The sequence below is a fragment of the Prevotella disiens genome (assembly GCF_900454955.1).
Lineage (GTDB): Bacteria > Bacteroidota > Bacteroidia > Bacteroidales > Bacteroidaceae > Prevotella > Prevotella disiens.
The window spans coordinates 1,191,539-1,215,074 of the sequence record NZ_UGTL01000001.1 but is presented as its reverse complement, the minus strand read 5'-3'; the positions used below and the strand labels follow the sequence as shown (position 1 = coordinate 1,215,074).

The 23,536-nt window shown below is 38.5% G+C and carries 20 protein-coding genes; 16 read left to right on the top strand and 4 right to left on the bottom strand.

What is annotated here, in order from left to right:
- Positions 1 to 17 precede the first annotated feature (17 nt).
- Genes DYI03_RS05370 through DYI03_RS05360 form a run of 3 tightly spaced genes read left to right on the top strand, consistent with a single transcriptional unit; the run spans position 18 to position 3,165 of the window.
- A complete protein-coding gene (locus DYI03_RS05370; RefSeq protein ID WP_004357244.1) occupies positions 18 to 353 on the top strand; it encodes a hypothetical protein in 336 nt (111 codons plus the stop codon).
- A 13-nt stretch (positions 354 to 366) separates the two neighbouring features.
- Positions 367 to 2,463 carry a YgiQ family radical SAM protein gene (locus tag DYI03_RS05365; RefSeq protein WP_021670106.1) on the top strand — a complete coding sequence of 699 codons (2,097 nt, stop codon included), beginning with the start codon at positions 367 to 369 and terminating at the stop codon, positions 2,461 to 2,463.
- A 57-nt stretch (positions 2,464 to 2,520) separates the two neighbouring features.
- Complete coding sequence (locus DYI03_RS05360; protein WP_004357485.1) at positions 2,521 to 3,165, top strand: HAD family hydrolase; 645 nt, start codon at positions 2,521 to 2,523, stop codon at positions 3,163 to 3,165.
- Between the two features lie 154 nt (positions 3,166 to 3,319).
- Here DYI03_RS05360 and spt read toward each other — a convergent pair whose 3' ends face one another.
- Positions 3,320 to 4,510, bottom strand: a complete 1,191-nt coding sequence (gene spt / locus DYI03_RS05355; protein ID WP_004357491.1) for a serine palmitoyltransferase — start codon at positions 4,508 to 4,510, stop codon at positions 3,320 to 3,322.
- 183 nt (positions 4,511 to 4,693) lie between these two features.
- Between spt and DYI03_RS05350 the strand changes: the two genes are divergently transcribed.
- The 8 genes from DYI03_RS05350 (at position 4,694) to DYI03_RS05320 (ending at position 14,969) form a co-directional block, all read left to right on the top strand.
- Positions 4,694 to 5,722: a diacylglycerol/lipid kinase family protein gene (locus DYI03_RS05350; protein WP_004357381.1), complete on the top strand. Its 1,029-nt coding sequence runs from the start codon at positions 4,694 to 4,696 to the stop codon at positions 5,720 to 5,722.
- Positions 5,722 to 6,417 (top strand): tRNA1(Val) (adenine(37)-N6)-methyltransferase, encoded by a 696-nt coding sequence (locus DYI03_RS05345; RefSeq protein WP_021670108.1) that lies wholly within the window; start codon positions 5,722 to 5,724, stop codon positions 6,415 to 6,417. The genes DYI03_RS05350 and DYI03_RS05345 overlap by 1 nt, the downstream gene beginning before the upstream one ends.
- Before the next feature lie 265 nt (positions 6,418 to 6,682).
- Positions 6,683 to 6,808 (top strand): hypothetical protein, encoded by a 126-nt coding sequence (locus DYI03_RS13855; protein ID WP_262510447.1) that lies wholly within the window; start codon positions 6,683 to 6,685, stop codon positions 6,806 to 6,808.
- The gene (locus DYI03_RS05340) at positions 6,750 to 8,213 is read left to right on the top strand and encodes an IS5 family transposase (RefSeq protein WP_244916334.1); all 1,464 of its coding nucleotides are present in this window, start codon (positions 6,750 to 6,752) and stop codon (positions 8,211 to 8,213) included. The genes DYI03_RS13855 and DYI03_RS05340 overlap by 59 nt, the downstream gene beginning before the upstream one ends.
- Positions 8,214 to 8,390: 177 nt before the next feature.
- Entirely contained in the window at positions 8,391 to 10,853 is a 2,463-nt protein-coding gene (gene lon, locus DYI03_RS05335) for an endopeptidase La (protein ID WP_025064412.1), read from the top strand.
- Between the two features lie 3 nt (positions 10,854 to 10,856).
- A complete protein-coding gene (tgt, locus tag DYI03_RS05330) occupies positions 10,857 to 11,984 on the top strand; it encodes a tRNA guanosine(34) transglycosylase Tgt (RefSeq protein WP_021668567.1) in 1,128 nt (375 codons plus the stop codon).
- A gap of 92 nt (positions 11,985 to 12,076) precedes the next feature.
- The gene (locus tag DYI03_RS05325) at positions 12,077 to 13,219 is read left to right on the top strand and encodes an LptF/LptG family permease (protein ID WP_231556623.1); all 1,143 of its coding nucleotides are present in this window, start codon (positions 12,077 to 12,079) and stop codon (positions 13,217 to 13,219) included.
- Positions 13,220 to 13,271: 52 nt separating this feature from the next.
- Positions 13,272 to 14,969 (top strand): DEAD/DEAH box helicase, encoded by a 1,698-nt coding sequence (locus tag DYI03_RS05320; RefSeq protein WP_021668566.1) that lies wholly within the window; start codon positions 13,272 to 13,274, stop codon positions 14,967 to 14,969.
- 259 nt (positions 14,970 to 15,228) lie between these two features.
- Here the strand turns inward: DYI03_RS05320 and DYI03_RS05315 are convergent, their stop codons facing one another.
- From DYI03_RS05315 to DYI03_RS05305, 3 genes are read right to left on the bottom strand one after another with little or no spacing between them, the layout of a single operon-like run.
- Positions 15,229 to 15,681: a DUF4293 domain-containing protein gene (locus DYI03_RS05315; protein ID WP_021668565.1), complete on the bottom strand. Its 453-nt coding sequence runs from the start codon at positions 15,679 to 15,681 to the stop codon at positions 15,229 to 15,231.
- Positions 15,678 to 16,025 (bottom strand): DNA-directed RNA polymerase subunit omega, encoded by a 348-nt coding sequence (locus DYI03_RS05310; protein ID WP_004357506.1) that lies wholly within the window; start codon positions 16,023 to 16,025, stop codon positions 15,678 to 15,680. Before DYI03_RS05310 ends, DYI03_RS05315 begins: the two co-directional genes overlap by 4 nt.
- A 23-nt stretch (positions 16,026 to 16,048) precedes the next feature.
- Positions 16,049 to 16,885 carry an outer membrane protein assembly factor BamD gene (locus tag DYI03_RS05305; RefSeq protein WP_025064413.1) on the bottom strand — a complete coding sequence of 279 codons (837 nt, stop codon included), beginning with the start codon at positions 16,883 to 16,885 and terminating at the stop codon, positions 16,049 to 16,051.
- Between the two features lie 127 nt (positions 16,886 to 17,012).
- Here DYI03_RS05305 and uvrB point away from each other — a divergent pair, with 127 nt between their 5' ends.
- The 5 genes from uvrB (at position 17,013) to DYI03_RS05280 (ending at position 23,532) form a co-directional block, all read left to right on the top strand.
- On the top strand, positions 17,013 to 19,055 hold the full coding sequence (uvrB, locus tag DYI03_RS05300) for an excinuclease ABC subunit UvrB (RefSeq protein ID WP_021668564.1): 2,043 nt from the start codon (positions 17,013 to 17,015) through the stop codon (positions 19,053 to 19,055).
- Positions 19,056 to 19,308: 253 nt separating this feature from the next.
- Positions 19,309 to 19,548, top strand: coding sequence for a hypothetical protein (locus tag DYI03_RS05295; RefSeq protein WP_004357572.1), 240 nt, complete (start codon positions 19,309 to 19,311; stop codon positions 19,546 to 19,548).
- Positions 19,545 to 21,896: a putative porin gene (locus DYI03_RS05290; protein ID WP_021668563.1), complete on the top strand. Its 2,352-nt coding sequence runs from the start codon at positions 19,545 to 19,547 to the stop codon at positions 21,894 to 21,896. The genes DYI03_RS05295 and DYI03_RS05290 overlap by 4 nt, the downstream gene beginning before the upstream one ends.
- Positions 21,897 to 21,918: 22 nt before the next feature.
- Positions 21,919 to 22,878, top strand: a complete 960-nt coding sequence (menA, locus tag DYI03_RS05285; protein ID WP_021668562.1) for a 1,4-dihydroxy-2-naphthoate octaprenyltransferase — start codon at positions 21,919 to 21,921, stop codon at positions 22,876 to 22,878.
- 3 nt (positions 22,879 to 22,881) lie between these two features.
- Positions 22,882 to 23,532, top strand: coding sequence for an HD domain-containing protein (locus DYI03_RS05280; protein ID WP_021668561.1), 651 nt, complete (start codon positions 22,882 to 22,884; stop codon positions 23,530 to 23,532).
- The last annotated feature ends 4 nt before the right edge of the window (positions 23,533 to 23,536 follow it).

The following is a 23,536-nucleotide window of genomic DNA, read 5'->3' as shown; positions in this document are numbered from 1 at the left end:
CATTTAACAAGAATATTATGCATCAAATACAAGCAAATGTTTCAGGTACAAGACATATTGACATCGAAGATAAACATCTCAAGACTATCACAAAATACAATTTATTAGCAAACATGATAGATTCAACGGGGGTTATAGATGAAGAAATTTTAGATAAATTGAAACTTACTGTACGTAGTCTTTTAGAATCAGAAGCTGGCAAGGATAAAGACCTTCTCGACCTTTGCTTAGACGTTATATACAATCAAAACATGAAAGCGTTGGGATTGAAGAATCTTATCGACCTTTATCGTCAATATTACGAAGAGAGCAAAGAGGACGTTAAACTCGAAGAAAAGCAAGTAGAAAATTAATTGAGGTATAAATTTGAGTAACAATAAAGCTACAAGAAGGCAACAAAACGAGCAAAAGGATTCTCAAAACAAGCCTTCTAACAGAAAAGGTTCGAGGACAGGAGAGCAAAAGAAAAAAGAAAAAAGTGTTCACACGACCTCACGATATAGACTTACAGACTTTCTACCGACAACGAAGAAAGAGGTAGAGTTGCGAAAATGGGACGAACTTGATGTTATCCTATTTTCTGGTGATGCTTATATAGACCACCCTGCTTTTGGTGCTGCTGTTATTGGTCGCACTTTGGAGGCTGCGGGCTATAAAGTAGCTATTGTTCCACAGCCCGATTGGCATGGAGATTTCCGAGATTTCAAGAAATTAGGTCGTCCACGACTTTATTTTGGCATTAGCCCTGGAGCAATGGACTCTATGGTTAATAAATATACTGCCAACAAACGCTTACGTTCGGAAGATGCTTATTCGCCTGATGGACGCCACGACTTGCGTCCAGAATATCCTTCAATAGTTTACGCTAATATTTTACGTAAACTTTTTCCTGATGTCCCAATCGTTTTAGGAGGTATCGAAGCATCACTTCGCCGCCTTAGTCATTATGATTATTGGAAAGATTGTCTTCGCAAAAGCATACTTTGTGATTCGAGTGCTGACATCGTAATCTATGGCATGGGAGAAAAGCAAGTAGTTACGATTGCACAAGAATTAGAAAAAGGAAGAAATATTCGCGACTTAAAGGAAATTCCACAAACGGCTTATCTTTGTAAAAAGGAGGAAATTCTTGAAGGAATAAAAGACAATGATATTATATTACATTCGCATGAAGAATGTTTACACAATAAAAAATATCAATCAGAAAACTTCAAACACATTGAAGAAGAGTCGAATAAAAAGCATGCACAGCGCATTTTACAAGAAGTTGATGGGCAATACACGGTTGTAAATCCTCCCTACCCCACCATGAGTACTGCCGAAGTTGATGCAACATACGATTTACCCTATACGCGTGAACCTCACCCCAAATATAATGGAAAGACGATTCCTGCTTACGAAATGATTAAATTCAGCGTGAACATTCATCGTGGTTGTTTCGGTGGTTGTGCTTTCTGTACGATTTCAGCTCACCAAGGTAAATTTATAGCAAGTCGTTCGAAGGAAAGTATCATTAAGGAAGTGAAACAAGTTGTACAAATGCCTGATTTTAAAGGGTATCTTTCCGACTTAGGCGGTCCGTCTGCCAATATGTATGGTATGGCTGGGAAAAATCAAAAAGCATGCGAACATTGTAAACGACCAAGTTGTATCAATCCAGAAATATGCCCAAATCTTGACACCGACCATTCAAAACTGCTTGAAATTTATCGAGAAGTTGATGCACTTCCAGGGATTAAAAAGAGTTTTATAGGTTCGGGTGTTCGTTACGACTTGCTCTTACACAAGAGTAAAGACGAGAAAAGTAATGAAGCTGCAAGAGAATACACGCGTGAATTAATTAAAAATCACGTTAGTGGACGATTGAAAATTGCCCCAGAACATACTTCTGACCGTGTCTTAAAACTCATGCGCAAGCCTTCGTTTGAACAATTCTACCAGTTTAAACGCATCTTTGACAGAATCAATCGAGAAGAAAACTTGCGCCAACAAATTATTCCTTACTTTATTTCGTCACACCCAGGCTGCAAGGAAGAAGATATGGCTGAACTCGCTGTCATCACTAAAGACCTTGATTTCCATTTGGAACAAGTGCAAGACTTCACGCCCACGCCGATGACAGTAGCTACCGAAACATGGTATTCGGGCTTTGACCCATACACGTTAGAAAGTATTTTCTCTGCTAAAACACCACGAGAGAAGTTGGCACAACGTCAATTCTTCTTTTGGTACAAGCCAGATGAACGGAAGAATATAGAGCGAGAACTGAACAGGATAGGACGTAGCGACCTCATTTCAAAACTCTATAATAATAAACCATTTAAGGGAAAAGTGACCTACGACCCTAAAGCTATAGGGAGTAGTCCTGCTGACTATCATAAAGGAAATCGATCGCACAGACAAGAAAATGGACGAAAGCAGCAAGAAGGGTCTTGGAAAAAAAATAAAAGCAAGCGAAGATAACATTAAAAACTTAATATACAGACATTTTATAGAATGGTAATATAAATAAAAGAAGAGATGAAAGAATTTGATACTTATGTATTCGACTTGGACGGCACACTCCTCGAAACATTAAATGATTTAGCAGCAAGTACCAATTATGCTTTACGAACCAATAATTTCCCAGAACATACTGTTGAGGAAGTTAGAATGTTTGTAGGCAACGGAGTGAAAAAACTCATCGAACGGGCTATTCCCAATGGATTAGAGAATCCTAAATTTAACACAGTATTAGATAGTTTCCGCCAACATTATTTGGAACACAACCTCGATACAACTAATCCTTACAAAGGTATTCCCGAATTACTCAAAGAACTAAAAGCACGCGGAAAGAAACTTGCCATTGTTAGCAACAAGTTTTATGCTGCCACACAAGACCTTGCACACCATTTCTTCCCTGATACTATTGAGATTGCAATTGGCGAACGTGACGATATAAAAAAGAAACCAGCACCTGATACAGTTTTGGAAGCATTGCGTCAATTGGGCGTTTCTAAGGACGGAGCTGTTTATATCGGCGATAGCGATGTAGATATTATGACGGCAAAAAATTGTGGAATACCTTGTGTCAGTGTTCTTTGGGGATTCCGTGACAAGGATTTCCTCATCAAGCATGGTGGAAACATATTCATTGAACACCCAAACGAATTGTTACCTGACTAAAAAGAAGGAGTATCATACTAAAGGGGGATTATTTTAACCCCTTATATTATTGAAAAAGGCAACAATCACTTTGAATATTAGTAATTCAAAATGATTGTTGCCTTTTATATTGCAATAAAAAATACGTTCATTTAGAGCGTAATTTTTATTCAACTTACTTTATAATGCCTTGACTTTTAAATATTTGTTTCAATATTTCTACACCACGTTCCACTTGTTCTTGTGTATGAGTAGCCATTAAAGCAAATCGAACCAATGTGTCTTGTGGTGCGCACGCTGGTGGAATTACAGGGTTAATGAATACACCTGCATCATAAGCTAATTTGGTTACGATGAATGTTTTTTCAATATCACGAACATAAAGTGGAATAATAGGACTTTCGGTATCACCTATTTCAAATCCTTCTTCACGGAAACGTTTGAGCGCATAGTTTGTAACGTCCCAAAGATGTTGTTGGCGTTCAGGTTCTTCCTGAATAATATGCAATGCTTCTAAGGCTGCTGCCGTTGCTGCAGGTGTATTACTTGCCGAGAAAATATAAGTTCTGCATGTATGACGCAAGTAATTGATAGTTTCCTTATCACCTGCTATAAAACCACCAATTGAAGCTAAACTCTTAGAGAAAGTACCCATAATAAGGTCTACTTCATCGGTAATTCCAAAGTGGTCGCAAACTCCCCTACCTTGTTTTCCGAACACTCCTAAACCATGAGCTTCATCAACCATGATAGAACAATTGTACTTATGTTTCAGTTCTACAATTGCTGGAAGGTTTGCGAGGTCGCCTTCCATTGAAAAGACACCATCTACAACAATAAGTTTAATAGCATCTTGAGGAAGTTTTTGCAGCACACGCTCCAAATCTTCCATGTCGTTGTGCTTGTAACGGAGCTGTGTAGCAAAGCTCAAACGGCGTCCATCAACAATACTCGCATGGTCACGGTCGTCGCAAATAATATAATCGCCACGACCTACAACTGAAGCGATAACACCAGAATTTACAGAAAAACCTGTTGAAAAACAAAGAACATCGTCTTTGTGCATAAACTCAGCAAGTTCTTTCTCTAATTGTACATGCAAATCAAGCGTACCATTCAAAAAACGGCTACCTGCGCAGCCAGAACCATATTTGTCTAAAGCACGCTTGCCAGCCTCAATAACCCTTGAGTCATTGGGCAATCCTGTGTAGGCATTTGAACCAAACATGAGAATTTCATGACCATCAATGTCGGTCACTACAGTTCCTTGCTTACTTGTAATTTCTCGGAAATAGGGATAAACCCCTGCATCGATGAATTTCTGCGGTTCACAGTAACTTTTGTACTTGTCTTGTAATTGTCCCATATATATAAGGTGTAGCCGAAGCTACGTTTTTCATTAGGCTACAAAGATACGATTTTTTGTCGGAATATGGCATTTTTTCTTAATTGATTAACTAATTAATCTTTTTTCACAATAGATAATTTATTAAATACATATTAATCATTAACTTTGCTTATTAATGCTCTAATAGAGAAAAACGACAAGATGAAGAAGAAAGTTCTGTTTATAATGAATCCTATTTCGGGAACGAATAAAAAAGATTCAATTCCCGAAGAGATTGATAAATATATTGATAAAAAATTATTCGATTACCAAATAGCTGTAACCGAATATGCAGGTCATGCAATAGCTTTAACCCAAAAGGCTGTAGCCGATAAAATTGACATCGTAGTTGCCGTAGGTGGCGACGGAACTGTTAATGAAGTTGGTCAAGGATTAATCAATTCTGAAACCGCAATGGGTATCATTCCTTCTGGTTCGGGAAATGGTTTAGCACGTCATTTATGCATTCCTATCAATATACAGAAGAGTTTGGAAATTATCAACCAAAACGTCATCCACGCATTGGATTACGGAATCATCAACAATCACCCTTTTTTCTGCACATGTGGTATGGGGTTTGACGCATTCATTTCGATGAAATTTGCCGAAGCTGGTAAACGAGGTCCTATCACATACGTCCAAAAAGTTTTGGAAGAAGGCTTGCGTTACGAGCCTGAAACTTATGAGATAGAAGACGATGAAGGTGTTCATCATTACAAAGCTTTTTTGGTATCTGTAGCCAATGCTTCACAATATGGGAATAATGCTTATATTGCCCCACAAGCACACATGAGCGATGGAATGTTAGATGTCATTATTATGGAACCTTTTAATGTATTAGAAGCTCCAAAAGTAGCGATTCAAATGTTTAACAAAACATTAGATAAAGACACTAAAATCAAGTCGTTTAAGGCAAAAAGCATACACATACATCGAAAAAAGAAGGGAGTAATTCACTTCGATGGCGACCCTATAATGGCTGACAAAGATGTAGAAATAAAACTCGTTCCTAAAGGCATCAAGGTGGTTGTCAATCCTGCTGATTGCTCAGAAATAAGACGTCCGAATGTGATTCAAACTTCTTTTTCTGAGTTATTTTCATATATTGATTTAATTCGTCTCAATGTGCATAAACAAAGTAGAAAATTTCAAGCTCTTAACAAGATTATTTTCAGAAAACTAAATATGTAATGGGATTTACGTTCAAACAATTTCATATTGAACAAGACCAATGTGCGATGAAAGTAGGCACTGATGGTGTACTTTTAGGAAGTTGGGCTAATGGCGGAGAACATATATTGGACATTGGAACAGGCACAGGTTTGTTAGCTTTAATGATGGCGCAACGCTTTGAAAAAAGCCTAATTGATGCCATAGAAATTGAAGAAAATGCCTATCAACAAGCAGTGCAAAATGTGGCAAAATCAGTTTTCAAAAGTAAGATAAATATTATTCATTCGTCTTTACAAAACTTTGCGAAAAGCAACATTAACCAATACGATTCAATTATCTGTAATCCACCCTATTTCGTTAATTCATTAAAGAATAACAAAAAGAGTAAAACCATTGCACGACACAACGATACCCTTCCTTTCAACGAACTCATTTCTTTGGCTTATAAATTACTCAAAACAGAAGGAACATTATCATTGGTTTTACCCGTTAATATTTTTCCATTGATTGAAACAGAAGCAGTCATTTATGGATTCTTCTTGAACAGAAAAATAAGCATTAAAACTACTGAAAAAAAACAGCCCAAACGCGTTTTAGTAGAATACAAAAAAGAACCTACTCAAATAGAAACCTCAACGGAATATTTATTAAACCAAAATGGAGAAAAATCTATTTGGTATCAACAACTAACCAATATTTTTTACATCAACTAAGCTATTTTTCACCAAAAGCAACAACTTTGAGAAAAAAGAAAAAGCCCCATTCTTTAAAAGAGCCTATTTTGCAGCACAAAACAATAACTTTTGAGGGGTAAAATAGGCACTTTTACATAAAAAAGAAGTTGCTATTTTTCATCTCAACCCTAAATAGTGTTTACTGAATAATTTATAACTCTCTGATATTTAAGTTTATATAACTTTATTTCTTTGTTTGTTTAACTAGAAAATCGTACCTTTATATAGTTAAATCCATAGCAAGATGAAGTTTTACGCTCCAAAATACAAGCAACTTGACCTCGGTTTGCTCCGCTCATCCCTTGATGAAGTTGGACAAGACAAACCGATGGGTGGCTCTCGGAGACCTTCTTCCATGGACAGAACTTGAGAAGGAATACAACTCAAGGTTGGACAATCAGAAGAAAGGTGCAGGGAACAAGCCGGCACGCATGATTCTCAGCGCAATGATTATCAAGCACAAACTAAACCTGAGTGATGCCGAGACCATCGAGATTATCAGAGAGAGTCCCTACATGCAGTACTTTTGTGGATTGCATGAGTTCACCGACAAGCCTATATTCGACCCGAGCCTATTCGTCACGATACGCAAGCGAATCTCAGAGGAAGAACTCAACAAGATGACAGTCAAGCTTCTCGACAAGCAGAGGCGTCTTCTTGAAGAGAAACGCAAGCGTGAAGAAGAAGAGGCGAAGAGGAATGATGAGGACCCGCCGGCTCCGAAACCAGAGGATCCGAATGCCGCTTCCTTCACCGACTCAAAAGGTCGCGAGCACAAGGGAGTGCTGAAGATTGATGCTACCTGTGCCGATGCAGAGATGCGTTATCCTGTTGACGTTGATATAATACATGATGGTTGCCGCAAGGTTACCGACTATATTATAAAGGTGTGCGAGATGTTTGAGCTGCACAAGCCACGCACGAACTACAAGCATGCACGTCAGGCATACCTTCAGCTTGTCAAGAAAGCCAAGAAGAAAGGCAAGATGGTGCGTGATACTATCGGGGTGATGCTCAACTACTTGCGCAAGGACATCCGCATCTTAATGGACTTGCTTGCAAAGAACAAGACGTACTACGAGAGCCTATTCCTATATGAGAAACGCACCTTGACTGCAATCCTCACGATGTACCATCAGCAGGAGGAGATGTACAGGTCAAAGACTCATACTTGTGCAGACCGCATACTGAGCATCTTTCAGCCACACGTCCGTGCCATTGTCCGTGGAAAGGCTAAGGCAAGGACTGAGTTCGGGGCCAAGATAGGTGCAAGCATAGTCGAGGGCTATACGTTCATCGACCACCACAGCTGGGATGCCTACAACGAGAGCCAGGATCTCTTGCTACAGATTCAACTTTTCAAAGAACGCTTCGGCTACCTTCCGGCCACCATCCTTGCGGATAAGATTTACCTGAACAGGTCAAACCGAGATATACTTGAGGATTTTGAAATCCATTCATACTGCAAACCGTTAGGGCGACCACCGAAGGATCCTCCTTCAGATGAGATGAAATCCAGAATGGCCAAAGCCATCGGGGAACGCAATGAAATCGAATGCTCATTCGGTACTGGCAAGAGAATCTATCGAGCCAATGACATAAGAGCCAAGCTTCCAGATACAGCACGATGCTGGACAGGAATGTGCTACTTCGTTAAAAACGTGATGAAGTTCCTCAAGGAACTTTGTCTTGCCCTGACCGAAATCTGGCGGTTTTTCATCATTATCGTCACTATGAGGGGCTACGTCTGCTACCCTCTGTCTGTGAAGAGATAATAATTCAGCAGACCCTAAATATATTAAAGAAAAATACCAACATCATCACAAAAAATGATTTGAATCAACCTAAAACCTAATTTGTTAGGCATTATTAAGATTTATGCTAAGGCATTTATTGCCAAGATTCAGTTTTATTTTGTAATTTTGCACGTTAAAAGAAATAATGAAATTTTGATGAAACAAAATAATTCGATACAAATGTTTGCTGACTACGAAGGCGACCTTCCTGATTTTGATGTAAAAGTAGAAGGCGATGTGCCTGTATTTGTAACGCGCAACCTTGTGATGTTTCCAGGTGTTTTAATGCCTGTATTAGTAGGACGTAAGGCAACTCTAAAGTTAGTAGAATTTTTAGAGAAACACCCTAACACAATTTTTGCAGTATTCAGTCAGAAAGACGGCAATGTTGATGACCCTAAAGAGAAAGATTTATATCGTACTGGTATTTATGCACGCCTCGTTCGTGCTTTCGATATGCCAGGAAATACGCATGGAGAAAATAGAACGGCTATTCTTCAAGGTTTGGGACGTTGTAAATTAGACAAGATAACCAAAAATTCTCCCTATATGATAGGGCTTACTCACGCTGATCCTGATGCACAAGCAGATTTGAATGACTATGAGTTTATAACTGCTGTCAATGATATGAAAATGACAGCAAAGGAGTATATTCAAGGTAGCGATGAAATTCCTGACGACTCACAGTTTGCACTTGACAACATAGCAAACCCTATTGTGTCAATCAATTATGTTTGTGCAAACATGCCTTTCAGCGTTGTCGACAAAATATATCTTCTCGAAGAAGAAACTTTGAAAGACCGTTTGTTCAGGCTCATGAAGACGTTGAACAGAGAAATACAGTTTCAACACCTTCGTCAAAATATACGTTCAAAGACAAGAGAAGACTTGGACGAACAGCAAAGAGAATATTTCTTACACCAACAAATCAAGAACATTCAAGAGGAATTGGGCGACGGAGAATCAACTCCAGAGAGAAAAGAACTCTTAGACAAAGCGAAAAAGAAAAAGTGGACTGAGGATACGCAAAAGATTTTCCAAAAGGAATTTGACAAGTTGAACAATCTCAACCCACAAAGCCCTGATTATAGTGTGCAAATCAACTATTTGCAGACCATGGTAAACCTTCCTTGGAATGAATTTACAAAGGACGATTTAGACCTCAAACGTGCCGAACGTGTCCTCAATAGCGACCACTACGGCATGGAAAAAGTAAAGGAACGTATCCTTGAATACATGGCTGTCCTCAAATTGAAAGGCAGTTTGAAATCGCCTATCCTCTGTTTATACGGCCCTCCTGGAGTTGGAAAAACAAGTTTGGGCAAGAGCATTGCCGAATCAATGAAACGTAAATACGTTCGTATGTCGTTAGGTGGTCTGCACGACGAATCAGAAATTCGTGGTCATAGACGTACCTATATCGGTGCAATGCCTGGTAGAATTATCAAGAATATACAAAAGGCTGGTTCGTCAAACCCAGTGTTTATTCTCGATGAAATCGACAAAGTAACTCAAAACACCATCAATGGCGACCCAGCTTCTGCCCTATTAGAAGTACTCGACCCAGAGCAAAACTTTGCTTTCCATGACAATTATTTGGACATGGACTACGACCTTTCAAAGGTGTTATTTGTGGCAACGGCAAACGATATAAACGCTATTCCAAAGCCATTGCTCGACCGTATGGAGTTAATCGAGGTTTCGGGCTACATAACTGAAGAGAAAGTAGAAATTGCAAAACGCCATTTGCTTCCAAAAGAACTATCAAACACAGGGTTGGACATCACACACCCTAAGTTTAAATTCACCAAAGCGGCGTTCGAAAAACTCATCGAAAGTTATACCCGTGAGAGCGGTGTGCGCCAATTGGAAAAGCAAATCAATAAGCTATTGCGCAAATTAGCTTACAAGCAAGCCGTTGACAACGAATTAGCATACGAAAGTGTAGACCCAACAAAGTTGGAACAACTACTCGGCAACCCACCTTTCTATCGCGACATTTACCAAGGCAACGACTATGCAGGCGTGGTAACAGGATTGGCATGGACAAGTGTAGGAGGCGAAATTCTGTTTATCGAAACTTCATTATCAAAAGGAAAAGCTGGGAAGCTCACACTGACAGGTAACCTTGGAGATGTCATGAAGGAATCGGCAGTAATCGCGCTCGAATACGTTAAAGCACATATTGACAGACTAAACGTGGATTATCGTATTTTCGACCAATGGAACATTCATATCCATGTGCCAGAAGGAGCAACACCAAAGGACGGACCTTCAGCAGGTATTACCATTGCAACGAGTATCGCTTCGGCACTGACTCAGCGCAAAGTTAGAAAGAATACTGCCATGACGGGCGAAATAACATTGCGTGGAAAAGTGCTTCCAGTAGGTGGTATCAAAGAAAAAATTCTTGCCGCTAAGCGTGCTGGAATCACCGATATTATAATGTGTAAGGACAATAAAAAGAATATCGAAGAAATTCCAGAGAAGTATCGCAAGGGAGTTGAGTTCCATTACGTTGAAAACATTCAAGAAGTATGGGATTTTGCTTTAACCGACCAAATGGTAAAAAATCCAATCGACTTTACCATCACAGAAGAAAACAATAAAAACAACTAAAGAATGACATTTGAACTTCAATGCACTGACAATGCAAGCGATGCAAGAACAGGTATTATAACAACCGACCACGGACAAATAAAGACACCTATCTTTATGCCCGTGGGAACGGCTGGCACCGTAAAAGGTGTACACTTTTCTGAATTAGTAGAACAGGTTAAAGCCCAAATCATTCTTGGCAACACCTATCATTTATACCTTCGCCCAGGATTAGAAGTACTCAAAGCAGCAGGCGGACTTCATAAATTTAATGGTTGGAACCGCCCTATTCTCACCGATTCTGGTGGTTTTCAAGTATTTTCTTTGACAGGTATTCGCAAATTATCGGAAGAAGGTTGCCAATTCAGAAGCCATATTGACGGTTCAAAGCATATCTTTACGCCTGAAAACGTTATGGATACGCAACGTGTAATCGGTGCCGATATTATTATGGCGTTCGACGAATGTCCTCCAGGCAACAGCGACTATGAGTATTCGAAGCGCAGTTTAGGGCTAACCCAACGTTGGTTAGACCGCTGTATCAAACGTTTCAACGAGACAGAACCACTCTATGGCTACAAGCAGAGCCTCTTCCCTATCGTTCAAGGTTGCACCTACAAAGATTTACGCACCGAAGCAGCTAAATTTGTAGCCGACAAGGGAGCTGACGGAAACGCCATTGGCGGTTTGGCAGTAGGCGAACCAACAGAGGTAATGTACGAAATGATTGAACATGTCAATGCCATTTTGCCAAAAGACAAACCTCGCTACCTCATGGGAGTTGGTACACCACAAAACATTCTCGAAGGAATTGAACGTGGAGTTGATATGTTCGACTGCGTAATGCCTACCCGTAATGGTCGAAACGCAATGCTTTTCACCTACGAAGGTACCATGAATATGCGCAATAAAAAGTGGGAAAAAGACTTCTCGCCAGTCGATGCTGACGGCTGCGATATTGACGTCATCACGTCGAAAGCCTACCTTCACCACTTGTTTAAAGCAGGAGAATTGTTGGCAATGCAAATTGCAAGCATTCACAACATAGCGTTCTATTTGCGATTGGTTACCGATGCACGCAAGCACATAAAACAAGGCGACTTTGTAACGTGGAAGGCTTCCATTATAGAAAAGTTAGGACGCAGACTGTAAGACAAAATATGAAAGAGAAATTCGACAAATATAAAGCCATTGCAACCGATAAACTGAAGTCCCTCCGTGGGCATCAGTTTCTTCAAACAGCAATGAATGTTTTGCGTTGGTTAGCTAATAACTTTCATCATTTACACCCAAAACATATTGTCGGATTATTAGATTGGTACATCATAAAGAAATTTATTGGTACTTATATCTTCTCTATCGTTCTTATTATTTCCATTGCTATCGTCTTCGATTTCAACGAAAACCTCTCAAAGTTTACACAGTATCATGCTCCTTGGCGTGCAATTATCTTTGATAACTATGCGAACTTCATTCCATATTACTCGAATCTTTTCTCGCCATTGTTTGTTTTCATTGCTGTCATCTTCTTTACATCAAAATTAGCTGGCGACTCCGAAATCATTTCAATGCTAGCAGCAGGCATTTCTTTCAACAGATTGATGCGCCCATACATGATTTCTTGCATTCTGATAGCGGGGGTTACTTACTATTTAAATAGCTCAGTTATTCCGCATGGCACAGTGATTCGCCAAAATTTCAATGCACTGTATCGTAATGATAAGAAGAATACAACGGGCGAAAATATACAATTAAAGGTTGCCAAGAACACCGTTGCGTACATTCAGCATTACGATAATACATACAAGCGAGGTTATGGCTTCTCATTAGATAGGTTTGAAGGAAAAAAATTAGTAGACCATCTGACTGCAACTGAAATTCAATACGACACAATTGCTGATTCAAAGTTTCATTGGAAAGTAACAAATTGGAAAATAAGGAAGTTAAAAGGTTTGAAAGAACACATCACAACAGGAGCAGAAATGGATACGGTTATCCTCATGGAACCTACCGACCTTATCTATTTTGACGGTCAGCAAGAGGAATTTACATCGTCCCAACTATTAGATTACATATCCAAACAGACCAGTCGCGGCTCGAAAAATGTAATTCAATATGAAGTCGAATTTCACAAGAGAATAGCCATGTCGTTCTCTTCTTTCATACTTACTATCATAGGATTATCGCTTTCGTCACGTAAACGCAAAGGCGGAATGGGTATGTATCTTGGTATTGGGTTGGCTTTAAGTGTCAGCTACATTTTATTGCAAGCCATTTCTTCCACCTTTGCCATTAATACAAATGCTTCACCAATGTTGGCAGCGTGGATTCCCAACATTATTTTTGCAGCAATAGCTTATTTTTGTTATCGTAAAGCACCAAATTAATTAAAAAGAAAATATAAATAACCCTTTGTGAGAAGGGCAAAAACAATAAAATATGAATTTTGAAAGTTTAGATTTAAATGACGATATACTCGATGCACTCTATGATATGCGCTTCGAGAAATGCACACCCATCCAAGAAAATTGTATTCCTGAAATATTAAAAGGTAAAGATGTATTGGGTGTAGCACAAACAGGAACAGGAAAAACAGCTGCTTATCTATTGCCAGTCTTATCAAAATTGGCTGACGGAGGCTATCCAGAAGATGCAATTAACTGTTTGATAATGTCGCCAACCCGCGAGTTGGCACAACAAATTGACCAAGCAATACAAGGCTTTTCATACTATCTTAATGGCGTTTCATGCGTGGCTGTCTATGGCGGAAACGATGGAAATCGTTACGACCAAGAATTAAAAAGCCTCTCATTGGGTGCCAACCTCGTCATCGCAACCCCTGGAAGATTCATTTCGCACATGTCATTGGGCAATGTAGACCTATCGAAAGTGAGTTTCTTTATACTTGATGAGGCTGACAGAATGTTGGATATGGGATTTTCGGAAGACATTATGACTATCCAAAAGAATCTCCCCAAAACGTGCCAAACCATTATGTTCTCGGCTACCATGCCAAAGAAAATTGAAGATTTAGCACAAACTTTGCTCACCAACCCATCAGTCATAAAACTCGCAGTAAGCAAACCTGCTGAAAAGATTCATCAATTGGCATACGTTTGCCATGAAACCCAGAAAATGGGAATCATTAAAGACATTTTCAAAGCAGGCAATTTGCAACGTGTCATTATCTTCTCTGGTTCAAAACAAAAGGTAAAACAAATTGCTTTATCCCTCAATCAGAAGAAGATTAATTGTGGTCAAATGCACTCAGACTTAGCACAAGCCGAACGCGATGAGATGATGTTCAAGTTTAAAAGCGGACAAATTGACGTGTTGGTAGCGACCGATATATTGGCTCGTGGCATTGATATTGACGATATTGCCATGGTTATTAACTACGATGTGCCGCACGATGCCGAAGATTATGTACACAGAATTGGTCGTACAGCCCGTGCTGACCGCAAAGGTTCTGCTATTACTTTCGTTAATGAAGATGATATTTACTATTTTCAACAGATAGAAAATTTCTTAGAAAAAGAAGTTGAGAAGGCTGAACTCCCAGAAGGGTTAGGCGAAGGACTTGACTATGTAAGTAGAAATAAAGAACGCCGTAAAACTTCTGCCAAATCGCGCCGTAGAAAAGACCGCGACCAACAAAGTCATAAGGATAAGAAAGTACGCAATAACCGCAGAAACAATAATCAGCCTACTGCTACCAATGAAACGAAAAAGCAAGATGTAAAGACTAAAAAGGTACAGGACGGAAAGAATGAACCTGCAAAAAGCTATAAAAAGAATAATAATCGCAAGCAACGTCCTACCAATTTTAACGGAGAAGTTGTAGAAACGACTGATAAACAGACTCCTAAGAAAAGACAAAACAGAGTTCAAAAAGATAACAAGGACTCTAAAACCGATAAAAAACAACCACAAACGGTTGCAGAAACCACTAATAATAAACCTAAAAAGAAGCGTCCAAAAAAGAAAAAGCAACCATCGTTTGAGGCAAATGATACGCAACGTAGTAGCAAATATGATATGAGCGAATACTTCCCAAAGCCGAAAAAAGAAGAAAGCAGACTTAAAAAACTCATCAAAAAGCCATTAAAATGGTTGAGTAATTTAGGAAAGAAATAAAAAACAAATCTCATTTAAAAAGCCTTACTCATTACCTTAAAAAGGTTTAACAATGAGTAAGGCTTTTCTTTTTACCTAAATTTCTCGAGAAAGAGTGGCATCATAAGGCGAAATACAACTATTTCCCACTACTTACTTTTATTGATAAAAATGCAAAGCCCACACAGCTTTTCAATTTAATAGCGTTTTGAGGGATTTCGACATATAAAAAGAGCTCACTACAAATTTTGTAATAAGCTCTTTTCCAGATATTTTTCTTTTATCTTATTCTATCAGCTGCTCTTACCAATGCCTCATCAGCCTTAATCGCTTGTCGTGATAAGAACAAGAGAATAAGCGAAACTAACGGTAAACATGCTGCATAAGAAAAATGGAAAGTTATATCTTTCAACATTATTTGCGTCATTGCGATGTATGCACCATACCAAATAATGTTCAGAATCATGTAAAATCCACAACTTTTAATCTGTCGTTTCCTATTCTTATAGTCGAATATCGTGAATAAATGGCAAGGTAACGAAAGTAAAAGAATAGCAAACAATGGCCAAACTTTAAAATCTTTTGCTTCATTCGCCCCTTCTATCCACAAATTTGTCATGTTGCTTGGTGTTCCCATACCTTTGGATTCTAACCAACCAATTGGGAAGCAAAGACATAAGAGAATAATGATGAATGATAAGAAAAGGAAAATTGTTTGTTTCCTCTGTATCATATGTTATATTCTTCCTCTTCTACTCCGTCTTTAGATGGGTCGCGCCAATAAATATTACCGTCCAAAAATTCTTGCGTTGCCAACAATACTGGTTTTGGAAGTTTCTCGTAATAACGGCTAATCTCTATTTGTTCACGATTTTCAAATACTTCCTCCAAAGAGTCGCTATAAGAAGCAAACTCTGCAAGTTTCTTACTGAGGTCTTGCTTAATCTCAATTGAAATTTGATTAGCACGTTTTGCGATGATAGCAACACTTTCGTAGATGTTGTTTGTTCCTTTCCAAAGTTCTACCACATCACGGGTCACTGTGTTTACAGGTGATTTTGACTTCTTGTAATCCATTATATGTTTATATATTTAATATTCTATTTCTTATTTTTTGCCTCAAATTCTTTACATTTTTCAATGTATTTTTCAGCTGTTGCACGTTCTTTCGAATCAGGATACTCGTTGATAAAACCATAACATTCGTCTTCTGCATCTTGATAACGTTGCAATTTCTTTTCCTCAACACTCATTTGTGCTAATTCAAACTTACCTTTCATCACGAGAATTGCAAAATCTTCACGCAATGAAGAATAAGGGAAATCGTTTAAAGCACTTTGTGCTGTAATGATACAAGCCTCATAATTGTTGCCGCCATCGTTGCCGCAGTTGCCAAAATAAGAGCCAAGATTATAATATAACTTAGCATTCAAATATTCTTTGCGAATAAGTTTATCTTGCAAAGCAAAGAGTCTTTGTTGCGCTGTACTCTTCATTTTGCCATTAGGATACAAATCCAAATAATCTTGGAATGCGGCAATTGCAGCCACAGTAGGTGTTTGGTCTAAACGTGCTTCTGGTGTTCCTTCATACAGACTTTGTCCGATGTAAAACGAAGCCATTTCTGCGTATATTCCATGCGGATAAGTTTGAAAATATTTCTTGAAGGTTTCTGAAGCAGCTTCATAATCTCGCATGCCAAATTCCGACATTGCAAGCATATAAAGGCATTCTTCAGCGTTATCGGTACCTTTTTGTATGGTAACTACATCTTGTAATAATGGAATTGCAAAGGAGTATTTTCCGTTTGCGAAACACTCTTTTGCATATTCGTACTTGTAGGTGTAATCAGTACTTTTAAATACTTGGTTATATTCATGTGCGCAACTTGTAAAAAGTAATGTTGCAACAAATGTAATAAGAATATTCTTCTTCATAAATTCACTTTGAATTGCAAAGTTACACATAATTCGTTAATTAAACAAAGCTACTATAGTATTTTTAGCAAAAAATAGTTTTTATAGTGATTTATCCGCTCTTTTTTCCTAACTTTGTACATAGAAAATGGAATTTGAATTAACATCGAAATATAAGCCAACAGGCGACCAACCAGAAGCAATTAGACAATTAACGGAAGGTATAGAACGTGGCGACAAAAGTCAAGTTCTTTTAGGCGTAACGGGGTCTGGCAAAACTTTTACAATGGCAAATGTTATTGCCAATGTAGGAAAGCCCACGCTCATTTTATCGCATAACAAGACTTTGGCAGCGCAATTGTATGAGGAAATGAAAGGATTTTTTCCTCATAATGCGGTAGAATATTACGTTTCATACTACGATTATTATCAGCCTGAGGCTTACATGCCCACCACCGACACTTATATTGAAAAGGATTTGGCTATCAATGACGAAATTGACAAGCTCCGTCTTTCGGCTGTTTCTTCCTTATTATCAGGGCGAAAGGACGTTGTTGTCGTGTCTTCCGTATCGTGTCTTTATGGTATGGGCGGTCCTGTGGCGATGAAAGATAGTGTCATACGACTCAAAAAGGGGCAGATTATTGACCGAAACGAATTTTTAAGGCGGCTCATCAATGCGCTTTATGTTCGAAATGATATTGATTTGCAGCGTGGAAACTTCCGTGTAAAGGGCGATACGGTGGATATTGCCATGGCTTATAGTGATAATATTTTGCGCATTACTTGGTGGGACGATGAAATTGATGCCATTGAAGAGGTTGATTCTGTTTCCTATCATCGTTTGGGTACATTTGAAGCATACGAGATTTACCCTGCCAATCTTTTTGTTACAACGAAAGAACAAACCGAAGGTGCTATCCGACAAATACAAGACGACCTAAGATTGCAAATTGATTTCTTTAACGAAATTGGTGATAACATTAAAGCTCAACGCATTAAGGAACGTGTAGAATATGATATGGAAATGATAAAAGAGCTGGGACATTGCTCTGGAATCGAAAACTATTCTCGCTATTTTGATGGTCGTGAAGCTGGTCAACGTCCCTATTGTTTGTTAGATTTCTTCCCAAGTGATAACCTCATAATGATTGATGAAAGTCATGTTAGTGTGCCACAAATATCTGCCATGTATGGTGGCGACCGTGCAAGAAAGAAAAATTTGGTAGAATTTGGTTTTCGTCTTCCCGCGGCTTTCGATAATCGTCCATTACGTTTTGAGGAATTTCATAGTCTTATCAACCAAATTATTTACGTTTCAGCTACCCCTGCAAACTTTGAATTAGAGGAGGCTGAAGGTGTTGTAGTAGAACAACTTATCCGCCCAACGGGGTTGCTTGACCCTGAAATAGAAGTACGTCCGTCTGAAAATCAGATTGACGACTTAATGGAAGAAATACTTATTCGTGCTGAAAAAGATGAGCGAGTACTTGTTACCACGCTGACAAAGCGTATGGCAGAGGAACTGACAGAGTATTTGCTGAACCATGAAGTGCGTACCACTTATATCCATAGCGACGTAGCAAGTTTAGACCGTGTAAAGATTATAAACGACTTTCGCATAGGTATTTACGATGTATTGGTTGGAGTAAACCTTCTTCGTGAAGGATTAGACTTACCCGAAGTTTCTTTGGTAGCGATTTTAGATGCTGACAAGGAAGGTTTTTTGCGCAGTCATAGAAGTTTAACACAGACGGCTGGACGTGCTGCACGCAATGTAAATGGACGTGTAATTATGTATGCCGACAAAATTACTGACAGCATGCAAAAGACGATTGACGAAACAGCACGCCGTCGTGAAAAGCAATTAAAGTATAACGAAGAAAATCATATCACACCTACGCAAATTGTAAGAACTATCAAAGACACCTTGCCTTCGAGTGAAAATTCGGCTACGATTGTACCTATCAATAAGGCTAAAGCACCGCAAGCTTACAGTGAACCAACATTTGAAACCAGCATAGTAGCCGACCCTATTGTGATGAAAATGACAAAAGCACAATTGGAAAAGAGCATTCAAAACACAACATTGCTCATGCAAGAGGCTGCTAAAAATCTTGATTTCTTACAAGCTGCACAATATCGTGATGAAATATTACGTTTGCAAGCTGAATTAGAAACAAAAGAATAAGTCGGATAAAAGTAATATTTTTCTAACAAACATATTTTAGTAATTTATCTACAAAAAATCAAGCAAATTATTTTTTTTTCAAAAGAGCCTATTTTGGAGTGAAAAACATGCCCTTTTTCATCTCAAAACAATAGGTTTTATTTTTCCGACCTCATTGCCATAAACGTTAAAAGATTGGTAAAACATCTGTAATACTCTATTTTTTTGTACCTTTGTTCGGAAAATGTGTTAAGTAATTATTGAAATAAGAATTATGACTGAAGAAATAAAAAATAGCAGCGCACGCCCCCCTCATCACAGACAACCGCTTCACAATAATAAAAGTGAACGTTCCATGATACGCCAAGTGCTAAATATCATTTTTATGATTGGTGCAATCGTTGGACTTATCTTCTATTTTGCAATGGATAATCAGCAAACTGGTATCATCATTATTTTGGTATCAATGGTCTTTAAATTCGCAGAATCGGCTCTTCGACTATTTCACAAATGAAAAGATACATCTCGCTCATTTTCACGTTATTAATATTTAGCACTACTACACAGGCACAAATAATAGATCCTTTTTCTGACGATGGAACTTTTGGTGCTAAGAAATTAGGTACAAATGGAAATTTTGGTCGCTCAGACTCTATCCAAAGTCAGCATAAAGAAATACCTCGTGGCATGAAAGTGTGGACGGTTGACGATAGATTTGGCGACAAAAAAGCTGTTGTACCAGATACTTTGTCAGAGTTATTCATGAATAGTATCTTCAATACAGGACTGCGAGGCGAATATAATGCGTTAGGAAATTTAGGTTCACCACGCCAAAATCGTATTTTTATTGATAGAAAAAGTGGGGAGGAATTTATATTTATCAACCCCTACAATGGGTTTATTGTGGAGCCTTCTCAATTTCATTTCACTTCAACATTGTCGCCTATTACAAATCTTTCGTATAGCACAGCAGGCAATAGAACCAATGGCGAAGACCAATTCAAAGCACTTTTTGCAGTAAATGCAGGCAAACGTTGGGGATTTGGCTTTAAATTCAACTATCTATATGGGCGTGGTTACTACACCAATCAAAATACCTCGCACATCAATTACTCTATTTGGGGTAGTTATACAGGAGAAAGGTATCAAGCACATTTATTATTTTCGCTCAATCATCAGAAGGTTGCAGAAAATGGAGGCATTACAAATGATGCCTATATCACCAATCCAGAAATCTTCAATGAGACATTTAGTACCAACGAAATTCCAATGACGCTGAATAAAAATTGGAATAGAAACGACAACCAACACATCTTTTTCAATCATAAATATAGCCTCGGATTTTTCAGAAAAGTGCCTATGACAAAGGAAGAAATCGAAGCTAAAAAGTTTGCAATAAAGTCGGCTCAGTCGAAAAAAGAGGACGAAGCAAGACAAAAAGCAATGAAAAAAGCAGAGGAAAACGGAGAAGAATTTGATGAAGAGATGTTCAATAAAAACATGAAGGCGCAAGGTCGTCCTGACGATGCGCATATTGTAGATAAAGTTGCCCCCAAAGAAAAAACTAAAAATACAGATATTCTCTACCCTAACGCACAAGAAACTGCTAAAAACGAAGCTGATGAGCAATGGGTAAAAGACGAATATGTGCCTGTAACGAGTTTCATTCATTCATTCAGATTTGATAACTATAGACGCATTTATCAAGCATACGAAACTCCAGAGGGTTACTATTTGAATAATTATTACACCAATACCGCTACTGCAAACGATTCTATCTACGACCAGACAAAGCATTTTTCGCTAAAAAATACCTTTGCTATAGCATTGTTAGAAGGGTTTAACAAGTGGGCAAAAGCAGGGTTGAAAGCCTTTATTTCTCATGAATTGCGCCATTACGAGTTACCTACACTACTTAATTCTACACCTCCAACAGCGACACCTCTATTTGGTGGTTACGAAAAAGTGAATAAAAATGATATTTCCATTGGTGGACAACTTTTAAAAACCAATGGAAACACCTTACATTATAATATTACTGCCGAAACGTGGTTGGTAGGAAACAAGGCAGGACAACTGCATATTGACGGTAAAGCAGATTTAAATTTCCCACTCTTTGGTGATACTGTTCAGTTGGCTGCAACTGCTTTTTTCCATCGTTCTAACCCATCTTATTACATGGAAAACTTCCATTCACGTCATTATTGGTGGGACAACACGCTCGAAAAGCAAATCCACTCGCGTATTTTGGGCGAACTCTCATGGCAGAAGACCAAGACAAAATTACGCATTGGCTATGATATGTTGAAAAATTACACCTATTTTGGGGTACAAAACGATAGAACATTACAAGAAAAAAACTATCTCATCACCAAGCAACAAGTCAATGTTCGCCAACATTCAGATGCGATTAGTTTGCTAACATTACAACTCCAACAGGATTTACGCTTTGGTATTTTCAATTGGCAAAATGTATTAACATTCCAAAAGTCAAGCAATGAAAATGTATTCCCTACCCCAACGCTCAACATTTACAGTAATTTCTTTATGCGATTTAAGATTGCTCGTGTGTTAGATTGTGATTTGGGTGTTGATGCAAGGTATTTTACAAAATACAATGCACCAGAATATATCCCAGGTATGGGCGCATTTGGCATTCAAGAAAACGAAGCAAGTCGCACTAAAATAGGTAATTATCCTGTACTGAACGCTTATGCCAACTTCAATTTACAGCATACACGCTTCTTCATTATGATGTCGCATGTGAATAGTAGTAGCGGTGGTAACTACTTTTTTGTGCCACATTACCCTTTAAATGAGCGTATTATACGTTTCGGATTGAGTTGGAATTTCTTTAATTAACAAGAAAGAAAACTGAAAAAGCATGTCGGAAAAAGAAGATATACTATCGAAGATGGAGCAAAACGTTAAGACAAATTCGCTTAACGCATGGGTTCTCGCAGCTCGACCAAAGACACTTACTGGCGCAAGCGTACCTGTAATGATAGGTATTGCCTTTGCTTTTAAGGATTTAAGTTGGGAGAATTTTCAGATAATCCCTGCCCTATTGTGTGTTCTTTTTGCCTTTATCATGCAGATAGATGCCAACTTTGTAAACGATTATTTTGATTGCTTGAAGGGCAACGATGATAGTGAAACACGTTTAGGGCCTCGCCGTGCATGCAGTGAAGGGTGGATTACTTTACCTGCAATGCGCAAAGGATTAATCGCAACTACCCTACTTGCATGTATAAATGGACTACCTCTTATATATTATGGTGGCTGGGAAATGATTTTAATAGGATTACTTTGCGTTGCTTTTTGCTTCCTTTACACCACAAAACTTTCTTATTTGGGCTTAGGCGACTTACTCGTACTTGTCTTTTTTGGCATTGTTCCCGTATGTCTTACCTATTATGTCATTCTGCCAAAGGGTTTGCAAACCATTACATGGCAGGTATTTGTTGCATCGCTTGCATCTGGTTTGGTAATTGATACCCTATTGGTTGTAAACAATTACCGCGACCGTGAGAACGACAAACAAGCCAATAAAAACACGCTTATCGTGAGAATTGGTGAAAAACGTGCCGAACAACTTTATCATTGGTTAGGCTTTTTAGGTTTATTGCTCATGGATTCGGTTTTTATTTTTTCCTATTCAAGCATGAAAACATTAAGCCTCACTTTACTCTTCTTTTATCTCTTCCTCCACCAAAAGGCATTCACGGAAATGAAAAGGATAAAGCACGGAAAAGAATTGAATAAAGTTTTAGGACTAACAGCACGCAATATGTTTGTTTTCGGACTATTAGCAACAATTGGAATACTCCTCATTAAGTTATAAAATATGGATAACAGAGTAGATTTGGATTTAATGGAATTTGTAGAACAACAAATTCTACCACGATATAATGCTTTTGGACGTTCGCATGGCTTAGGTCATGTGCAGCGTGTCATAAAGAATGCTTTGGAACTTATACCCGCTACGGGAGCCGATAGTAACATGGTTTATGTGGCAGCAGCCTACCATGACCTCGGAATGGAGGGACCTCGTGCCATTCACCACATAACAAGTGGGAAAATTCTTACCGCTGATGCACGACTAAAGAAATGGTTTTCGCCCGACCAAATCACCATTATGAAGGAAGCAGTGGAAGATCATAGAGCCAGCAGTTCGCGTGCCCCACGCAGTATTTATGGGAAAATAGTAGCCGAAGCCGACCGAGAATTAGACCCTGAAGTAGTCTTTGCGCGTACCGTCATGTTTGGTTTGGAAAACTATCCAGAGAAAAACGAGGAAGAACAATGGCAACGTTTCTATGAACATATCAAAGAAAAATATGGCAGAAGCGGGTATATTCGACTTTGGATTCCTAACTCTCCTAACGCAAAGAAGTTAGAATATATTCGTGAAATATTGACCCAACCAACAAAATTAAAAATAATATTCGACAAATTGTACAAAGACCTTTTTGAAACAGCAACAAAAAACAAGTAATTTT

What these genes read in the sequence shown, in the direction of transcription:
- DYI03_RS05370 (WP_004357244.1), top strand. Translation starts at nt 18, where the DNA reads ATGCATCAAATACAAGCAAATGTTTCAGGTACAAGACATATTGACATC.
- DYI03_RS05360 (WP_004357485.1), top strand. Translation starts at nt 2,521, where the DNA reads ATGAAAGAATTTGATACTTATGTATTCGACTTGGACGGCACACTCCTC.
- spt (WP_004357491.1), bottom strand. Translation starts at nt 4,510, where the DNA reads ATGGGACAATTACAAGACAAGTACAAAAGTTACTGTGAACCGCAGAAA.
- DYI03_RS05350 (WP_004357381.1), top strand. Translation starts at nt 4,694, where the DNA reads ATGAAGAAGAAAGTTCTGTTTATAATGAATCCTATTTCGGGAACGAAT.
- DYI03_RS05345 (WP_021670108.1), top strand. Translation starts at nt 5,722, where the DNA reads ATGGGATTTACGTTCAAACAATTTCATATTGAACAAGACCAATGTGCG.
- DYI03_RS13855 (WP_262510447.1), top strand. Translation starts at nt 6,683, where the DNA reads ATGAAGTTTTACGCTCCAAAATACAAGCAACTTGACCTCGGTTTGCTC.
- lon (WP_025064412.1), top strand. Translation starts at nt 8,391, where the DNA reads ATGAAACAAAATAATTCGATACAAATGTTTGCTGACTACGAAGGCGAC.
- tgt (WP_021668567.1), top strand. Translation starts at nt 10,857, where the DNA reads ATGACATTTGAACTTCAATGCACTGACAATGCAAGCGATGCAAGAACA.
- DYI03_RS05325 (WP_231556623.1), top strand. Translation starts at nt 12,077, where the DNA reads ATGAATGTTTTGCGTTGGTTAGCTAATAACTTTCATCATTTACACCCA.
- DYI03_RS05320 (WP_021668566.1), top strand. Translation starts at nt 13,272, where the DNA reads ATGAATTTTGAAAGTTTAGATTTAAATGACGATATACTCGATGCACTC.
- DYI03_RS05315 (WP_021668565.1), bottom strand. Translation starts at nt 15,681, where the DNA reads ATGATACAGAGGAAACAAACAATTTTCCTTTTCTTATCATTCATCATT.
- DYI03_RS05310 (WP_004357506.1), bottom strand. Translation starts at nt 16,025, where the DNA reads ATGGATTACAAGAAGTCAAAATCACCTGTAAACACAGTGACCCGTGAT.
- DYI03_RS05305 (WP_025064413.1), bottom strand. Translation starts at nt 16,885, where the DNA reads ATGAAGAAGAATATTCTTATTACATTTGTTGCAACATTACTTTTTACA.
- uvrB (WP_021668564.1), top strand. Translation starts at nt 17,013, where the DNA reads ATGGAATTTGAATTAACATCGAAATATAAGCCAACAGGCGACCAACCA.
- DYI03_RS05295 (WP_004357572.1), top strand. Translation starts at nt 19,309, where the DNA reads ATGACTGAAGAAATAAAAAATAGCAGCGCACGCCCCCCTCATCACAGA.
- DYI03_RS05290 (WP_021668563.1), top strand. Translation starts at nt 19,545, where the DNA reads ATGAAAAGATACATCTCGCTCATTTTCACGTTATTAATATTTAGCACT.
- menA (WP_021668562.1), top strand. Translation starts at nt 21,919, where the DNA reads ATGTCGGAAAAAGAAGATATACTATCGAAGATGGAGCAAAACGTTAAG.
- DYI03_RS05280 (WP_021668561.1), top strand. Translation starts at nt 22,882, where the DNA reads ATGGATAACAGAGTAGATTTGGATTTAATGGAATTTGTAGAACAACAA.